The organism is Loktanella sp. SALINAS62 (assembly GCF_018263905.1).
Classification (GTDB): Bacteria; Pseudomonadota; Alphaproteobacteria; order Rhodobacterales; family Rhodobacteraceae; genus Loktanella.
Genome location: NZ_JAAFZU010000053.1, coordinates 1 through 7,177, shown reverse-complemented (window position 1 = coordinate 7,177; position 7,177 = coordinate 1). Strand labels below are relative to the sequence as shown.

The window sequence follows — 7,177 nt, the reverse complement described above, 5'->3', positions numbered from 1 at the left end:
CAGGGATGAGGTGCGGAGCATGGGCTTGCAATGTTGGCACAGCCTGTCGCGGCCCGATATGCACTCATGACAAGCGAAGTGGCACCCTCACTGCCAGGGTGGACCCATGACTCAGCTTGTGTAGCCACGACTCGTGAATCCGCCTGATGGCGATCCCGGTGTCTATTTGGATTTCCGCTTCGTCTTGGGGTAGCCGGTTCCACGGTGCGGTCTGACGGGCGTGCAGGCTGAAGCGATGCACGCCCTTTGGGATGCCCCGTGCATGGCTGTCCTGTGCATGAAAGACGCAAAGGCGTGATATTCTGATGGCGGTGCCGCGAAAACTTTAACTGGCATTTTAAGGGTGCTATTAAAAATCATATTAAATCAATGGACAACGGGAGACGGGCGTGCCTGAGAGAGTGATATACTTGTCTGGAGACAAGTTGGGCACCTACTCGAGCGCCTCATCTTCAGGCAACAACAACGGTATCAAACTTACCCTCGAAGGGGTGGAGCACCTTGGCACCTCCTCCGATACTTTTCGTGTGGTGATCCGGCAGGTCAGTGCTGGGGACTCACAGTTTTCCAACGGTCAACGTGTCGATATCTACGCTTATCCGGACAACGATCCCCCGGCCGAACCGATTTATTCGAACCTCAATCCCCAACATGACCAGTTTCAAGGGAGGGCGTCCTCCGGCGATCACCAGATCTTCACACAGCCTGCCAAGATCGTCTTTGATGAGGACGGGGTGACTGAGGGCACGATGCAATATGGGCCAGGCTTCAATCCGCCACGGGGGGAGAAGCTTTCCTTCGATACTTTTCCGTCAGAGCCGCCAGTTTTTCCATGTTATGCGGCGGGCACGTTGATCGACTGCGGGGCCGATCAACGTCCAGTCGAAGACATCCAGGTTGGCGATCTGGTGCGGACGCTTGATCACGGATTGCAGCCGGTGGACTGGGTTGGCCAGCGCGAGGTGCCAGGACTTGGTCGCATGGCGCCTGTCGAAATTGCGGCTGGTGCCTTGGGCAACCGGCGTAAGATTGTGGTATCTCCACAGCATCGCATGATGGTTTCAGACTGGCGGACAGATCTGTATTTTGGACAAGATCAGGTGCTGGTGGCTGCGGTCCACCTGGTGAACGGAACGACGATCCGGCAATTCCCTCGGCGGAGGGTGCACTACGTGCATCTTGCTTTCAAGCATCACCAGATCGTCTTTAGTGAGGGGATCGCCAGCGAGAGCCTGCACTTGGGAGCCATGGCGCTCAATTCAATGAGCGCCGCGCAGCGCGAGGAAATCGAGGCGATCTTTCCGGAACTCAGGGGGACTGCAGGAAGAGCGCTTGAGCATCGGACCGCTCGTCATTGTCTCAAACGTTGGGAGGCCGCGTTGGTGGACTGAGCCAACCCGTGGTCACAACAAAGCGCTCACGGTGCGTCAACACTCGGACATAGCTACCAAACGAGGACCCACAGGGGAGCAGGTCAATTTACAATTGCCTTGCTTCGGTCAAATTCTGAACACAGCGATTTGGTAGTTTTAAATAATGTGGCTTTAGTGAAACAATAATGATGATTTGTTTAGAGGGACTAACCGCGACCACAGTCTTGTGGGCTGTTATCGGCATCAGCGCAGTCGCAGCCATTGTTTTGTTCTGGATGATGAAATTCCAGAGTTTCCAAGGCAAGATTTACTACGCGATCACCTTCCTTGCCATGATCTGGACCTTGATCATGGTCGGGTTCGAGGCATCATCGGCGACCTTCGCCTGCCAGTTGCAATGGGCAACCTTGGCATGGCTTGGCAACGGTGTGGTGCCGGTGGCCTGGTGTTTCTTCGTTTTTGCCTATGTCGACAACGCCTACTGGCAGCACAAAGCCAGCATCGTATTGGCGATCGTGCCCCTGGCCATGTTCGCATTTGTCGCCACCAATTCATGGCACAATCTCGTCTATACGAATTCGACGACCATCCCAGCGGGCCAAATCTATATAGATTATGCCCACGGGCCAGCGTTCTTTGCCATCATCGGCACCCTATACGCATTCGTGCTAGCGACACTTTATTGTTTAGGTAGGGCGTTCTGCCAGGCCAAGCGGGCCGCATGGCCGTTGCTGACCATGCTGGTCATCATCACGACAACGCCGCTGGCTGCGAACGCGGCCTATGTCGGCTTTGGCTTCACAGTCTTTGGTCTTGACCCCACGCCGTTCATGTTCACGTTGGCGCTCTTACCGTTCACTTGGATGCTGGTGACAAACAAGACGATGGACATGGCCTCTGTAGGTCAGTCCACTCTCTTCAATACGATGAGCGAACCCGTTGTTCTGATCGATAGGCATCGAAAAATAGTTCTTATGAACACCGCGGCGAAACGCTCTGGACGAGAGCATGGCATCAAGTATTTTCTGAATGCGATGCGCGCCAGTATCGATAAGTTGAACACCTCCGAAGGCGTCGCCAACATGACCATCGGAGCGCAGGTATACGAGCCCCGCGTTCAAGAAATTGCCAATCCACTTGATCCGTCGGGGAGTACCTTGGGATGGAGCGTCACCTTCGTCGACATCACAGACCGCGTTGTCATTACATTGGCTTTGGAAGAAGCGCTGAAGAAAGCAGATGACGCCAGCCGCGCAAAGGACGAATTTATCTCTGTCGTCAGCCATGAATTGCGCACGCCGCTGACTTCGCTAAAAGGGGGATTGGCGCTGGCTCTGAGCGGCCGTCTTGGGGAATTGGCCGGTCCAATCCGGTCGTCGCTCGAAATTGCGAACCGGAACGGTATTCGTCTGTCGCGGCTGGTCGACAACATCCTGCTGGCGCAGAAGATCGATATCGAAGCGTTGTCCTTGGAAAGCAGCCCGGTCGACCTGGGAAATCTGCTCGAAGAGAGCATCGAGGAAAACAAGATGTTCGCGTCAGAACGAGACGTGCGGCTGGTCACATCGACGGTGGAAAAATCCGCATTCATCATGGGCGACGCATTCGCCATCCGTCAGATTGTGGATAACCTGATCTCCAATGCCATCAAGTTCTCGAAAGAGCATGAAATCGTCGAAGGCGCGCTCAATGTCCATAATGGGCGGGTCAGGCTGTCGATCAAGGACAGCGGCTGCGGCATTCCAGACGGTATGGAAGACAGGGTCTTCGGGCGATTCGAGCAGGTGGAAAATAGTGCTCAAGGCTCTACTCAAGGATCCGGGCTTGGCCTGCACATCTCGAAGCAACTGGCCGAACAGCTCTCTGGCGAACTGTTCTACGAAAGCCGGGTCGGCGTTGGAACGACGTTCCACATCGAGTTTTGGCTGGTGGACCGGGTGAGTCACGAAGCTGCCGAGCCCGCCTTCTGCGCATTGGCTTCAGCCAAGCAGGTCGCAGGTTAATCCGGGCCCGTCGAAATTTCACTGGAGGAGTCTGATGAATCTGTCGGCCTAATACGATCATTTTAGGCATTAAGGGACAAGATAGCATTTCGCGAGATTGTTGGCGGACTTAGCTTTATCGTCATACGATCAGGAGGTATCTGCGGCCGGGCTTTGTTGAACCACAGTTACCGAGCGCAGGACTCTGTTGCACAAATCAGCTGACGGACGGTTCTCCCCTTAACCCAGACGGATTTATCCCACTGCCTTTGTGACTGGGATGCCAATGGCGGTGTAGCCGTTCAGGATAGCGATGCGCACCTGGACCTCCGCGACCTGGCGGTCGAAGTCCCGTGCCATCAGGCATTGGCCGAGTAGTTTCACGCAGTGCATCTTTGTCTCGACGCTACTTCGGCGGTGGTAGCCGCTCCAGTTCCGCCAGAGTGCGCGGCCCAAATATCTTGACGCGCGCAATGCATCGTTCCTGGCGATGGCACCGGCAGTGGTTGGCTTCCATGGCTGAGCATTTCTGCGCGGTGGGATGACTGCGGGCGCACCGCGGTCAGCGATGGCGTTGTGGCATCGGCGCGCGTCGTATGCGCCATCCGCGGTCACGCTGCCAATCTCTTGATCGCGTGGGATCTGGTTGAGCAGGTGAGGCAGCATTGGCGCATCTCCGGTGTTACTGCCCGTGATCTCAACCGCTCTGATTTCCAGCGTTTGTTCATCAATACCGATGTGGATCTTGCGCCAGACGCGCCGTTTGGGGCCGCCATGCTTGCGGGCGTTCCACTCGCCTTCTTCTTCGACCTTGATGCCAGTGCTATCGATCATGAGGTGCAGTCGGCCACCTCCTTACGCTCTAACAGATGGCGAAAGTTTAGGATGGCGGTTTCGTCCCGAATGCGGTCGTCGCCCAGCTCCACCCCTGCAAAACGGCGCATCGCGTCATGGTCGTAGAGCGTCTCCTCGGCCATCGGATCGCTCAGAGCATACCATTTCTGGAGGAAGTAGACGCGCAGCATGGTCTCAATCGGCGTCGGTGGGCGCTCGCCCTTCCGCCTGGCTTTCGGTGATGTGACGTGATTAACCACAGCTACCGCCCCCAGGGGACCCCTGCCACCATCTCGGACAGGAACACCTCCGCCGCATCCGTTTCTTCTTCATTGCATCGCGCAGGCCGGGAAATGCAGGTTGCTGTGGTATCTGATGGGCTCCTCAGTAGAGATACCCAAGCTTACCAGATAACGCTGAAATCGACAGATTATTCAGACGTTCCCTAGCTGAGTCTCAATCCTGTCCAAGAAAGCAGGACCATTTCAGTCCAGTTCTGTGGATCTGATCCGGTGATCGTTAACGCCAATATTTGCGCGCGTCTGTCCGAGAACGGCTCTGGCCTTCTCAGTTAGTCCGTATCGCTGGACATACTCCAGAAGTGCCGCTTCAAGTGGTTGCTCGCGTTCCGTGGGTTGCATTGCTCTCAGTTACCCTGATCGTTTCGTTCTCGGTCGAGAAGACCATGAATGCATTAAGGGAGGGTAAACGATGGCTACAGTTCCAAGTGGGTCTTTTGACCGGCAATCACAGAGATCAGAGCTGCTAAGCACGCTTGCGCGTTTGCCCGAAGCGCAGCGGAATGACCTGATCGCGGAATACCGTCAGCGATCTGAGGCAGCGTTCGCTCCCAAAACCATGCAAAATTATCGGATGATAATTCGGCTTTTCGCCGAGTGGTGCAACAGCCTAGGCTTCAGCGCTGAACCTCCAATCGCTCCGTCGACGGTCGCCATATGAATTGATGCGATGGGTGGAAACCTTGCAACCAATACAATTGAAACTCGCCTGAGGGGTATCGCAGAGCTGCACCGATCGAATTTTTTGCCATCACCGACCACACATCGTCTCGTTGAGCTTGCTCTCAAGGCTGTCAAACGGCGATATGGTACAATGACTAAACAAGCGCCTCCGCTCGGCAAGGAGGAGGTGCTCAACGCCATTTCTGAATTGGGGACGTCTCGCATTAACCTACGGGACAAGGCGCTTCTTTGGATCGCGACCGACAGTTGGTGTCGGGCATCAGAGATCGTCGCTTTTCGTGTTAGAGATTTGCAACGCCAGATCGACGGTAGCAGCCTTTTGTATATCGCTCGGTCCAAGACGGACCCGTTCTACGAGGGGGCGTTTGCGTTTCTCTCCGCTCGCGGTACTGAAGCTGTACTGCAGTGGATTAAAGAAGCTGGCCTGCGTGACGACGATCCGATTATCACAAAGTCACAAAGGGGGGGATGCGCACTCCGCTCGACCCAGCAACTGTCTCCCGAGTCATGAGGAGGTGCACGGGGCGTGCTGATGTATCTGCGCACAGCACACGCGTCGGGGGGGGTGCATGATGCATTCCGACTGGGCTGCGACCTTTCGTCGATCATGGTGGCAGGAAGATGGTCTTCTCCTGAGATGCCAGCGCGATATGGTAGGCGCATCTTGGCGTCGCAGTCAGCGGCGGCAACTGTGTCGAATGCATTCAATAAGACATGAAGGGTATAGAGCGTCTACCGCAATGGCTATCAAAACCCACAGAGGGCCAACTATGAAGTCTATTCAATCACATGTTGTTATTCTTGGGATGGCGATCCTTCTAACCGGTCCGTCTGCTGCAGCCGCAGAGGTGCCAATTGTACCGAGCGGTCAAAGCTTTGAGTGCACGCCAACACACGTTTGGGATGGTGATGGGCCTATCTGGTGTGCCGAAGGGCCACGAATACGGCTTTCTGGTATTGCGGCTCGCGAACTTGATGGATCTTGTACACCTGATCATCCATGTCCAAATGCAACCGCAGAAGATGCTCGTGCTGCCTTGGTCGCGTTGCTGGGCGTGCCCACGGGCGTGAACCAGCATGGCCATATTTTGGTAAGTGGACCGAAGCTGAATTGCCGGTCAGTCGGTTCTGCAGGAGGAAACCGCACATCATCGTGGTGCTTTTCTCCGTCGACAGGAGACATCAACTGCGCAATGCTAAATGGCGGCACGGTATTAAAGTGGGATGCCTACTGGAAAGACCACCGCTGTTGAATGTCTAGGTCTTAGCTGAAGGCGGACCGGAATACCCACTCTGGCTGAGCTTTGGGGCGAGTTTTTCTTTTCGCCCCAAGGCATCAGCTGGGGTTCAGATTACACGATCACTACCGTGTTTTTATTTGTTTGGCTAAATCTGACGGCCACTTTTTATTAATTGTTTAAAAATTACTTTAGGATATGCATGCGGAGAAAGCTAGGTGATGCATCAAATCGTTTATGTCAGCTCTTCGATTAATGCAGTTTCTGCCGAAGAGATATCAAGCCTTTTTAAAACATCACGACGAAATAATACACGCGATCAACTGACAGGGCTTCTACTATATCACGACCGGTTGTTCTTTCAGGTGCTTGAAGGCGAGGAAACACTTGTGCGAGCTTGCTTCGATCGCATCAAGAATGATCGACGCCACGGCGCTGTGTCTATCTTGTTAGATCGGGAAGTTAAACAGCGTGCGTTTCCTGAATGCTCGTTGGGCTATGCAAATCCTGAGAATCTCAGCGACTTAGGACGCGACGCGACACTATCCCTAACGGAGGTTAGGGAAAAATCAATCCTTGAAGCTAGCGATCCAGTCATCTGGTCCCTTGTAGCAACGATATTGTCGAGCTTTCGTGACCTTAATTAAGATGGGGAGTGGCATTCGGCCAGAACTCCGAAAGAGAGTGTCCGACCTTCTGTGTAACTGGGATTTGGTTCATGCTTCCTGAGAGAAGCAAGGACGATGACGATGACGATTTCCAAGGAA

Annotated in this window: 4 protein-coding genes and 2 pseudogenes; 4 read left to right on the top strand and 2 right to left on the bottom strand. The window is 54.4% G+C overall.

All coding sequences use genetic code 11. From position 1 onward, the window contains the following. The first annotated feature begins 425 nt into the window (after positions 1-425). The gene (locus tag GZH79_RS14435) at positions 426-1,391 is read left to right on the top strand and encodes a Hint domain-containing protein (protein WP_211644473.1); all 966 of its coding nucleotides are present in this window, start codon (positions 426-428) and stop codon (positions 1,389-1,391) included. A gap of 167 nt (positions 1,392-1,558) precedes the next feature. Then, complete coding sequence (locus GZH79_RS14430; RefSeq protein WP_249219223.1) at positions 1,559-3,376, top strand: histidine kinase N-terminal 7TM domain-containing protein; 1,818 nt, start codon at positions 1,559-1,561, stop codon at positions 3,374-3,376. 234 nt (positions 3,377-3,610) lie between these two features. On the opposite strand, the pseudogene GZH79_RS14425 reads toward GZH79_RS14430, so the two are convergent. After that, positions 3,611-4,198 (bottom strand): annotated as a pseudogene (locus tag GZH79_RS14425) (IS5 family transposase); the annotation flags it as partial. Between the two features lie 14 nt (positions 4,199-4,212). After that, positions 4,213-4,544: pseudogene (locus GZH79_RS14420) on the bottom strand (transposase); the annotation flags it as partial. A gap of 614 nt (positions 4,545-5,158) precedes the next feature. On the opposite strand from GZH79_RS14420, the gene GZH79_RS19105 reads away from it, so the two are divergent. Further along, positions 5,159-5,683 (top strand): hypothetical protein, encoded by a 525-nt coding sequence (locus GZH79_RS19105; protein ID WP_249219222.1) that lies wholly within the window; start codon positions 5,159-5,161, stop codon positions 5,681-5,683. Between the two features lie 948 nt (positions 5,684-6,631). Continuing rightward, positions 6,632-7,057 carry a BLUF domain-containing protein gene (locus GZH79_RS14410; RefSeq protein WP_249219224.1) on the top strand — a complete coding sequence of 142 codons (426 nt, stop codon included), beginning with the start codon at positions 6,632-6,634 and terminating at the stop codon, positions 7,055-7,057. Positions 7,058-7,177: the final 120 nt, after the last annotated feature.

Bases quoted from the DNA above. Each gene is read 5' to 3' on its own strand.
- GZH79_RS14410 (WP_249219224.1), top strand. From the start codon at position 6,632: ATGCATCAAATCGTTTATGTCAGCTCTTCGATTAATGCAGTTTCTGCC.
- GZH79_RS14430 (WP_249219223.1), top strand. From the start codon at position 1,559: ATGATGATTTGTTTAGAGGGACTAACCGCGACCACAGTCTTGTGGGCT.
- GZH79_RS19105 (WP_249219222.1), top strand. From the start codon at position 5,159: ATGGGTGGAAACCTTGCAACCAATACAATTGAAACTCGCCTGAGGGGT.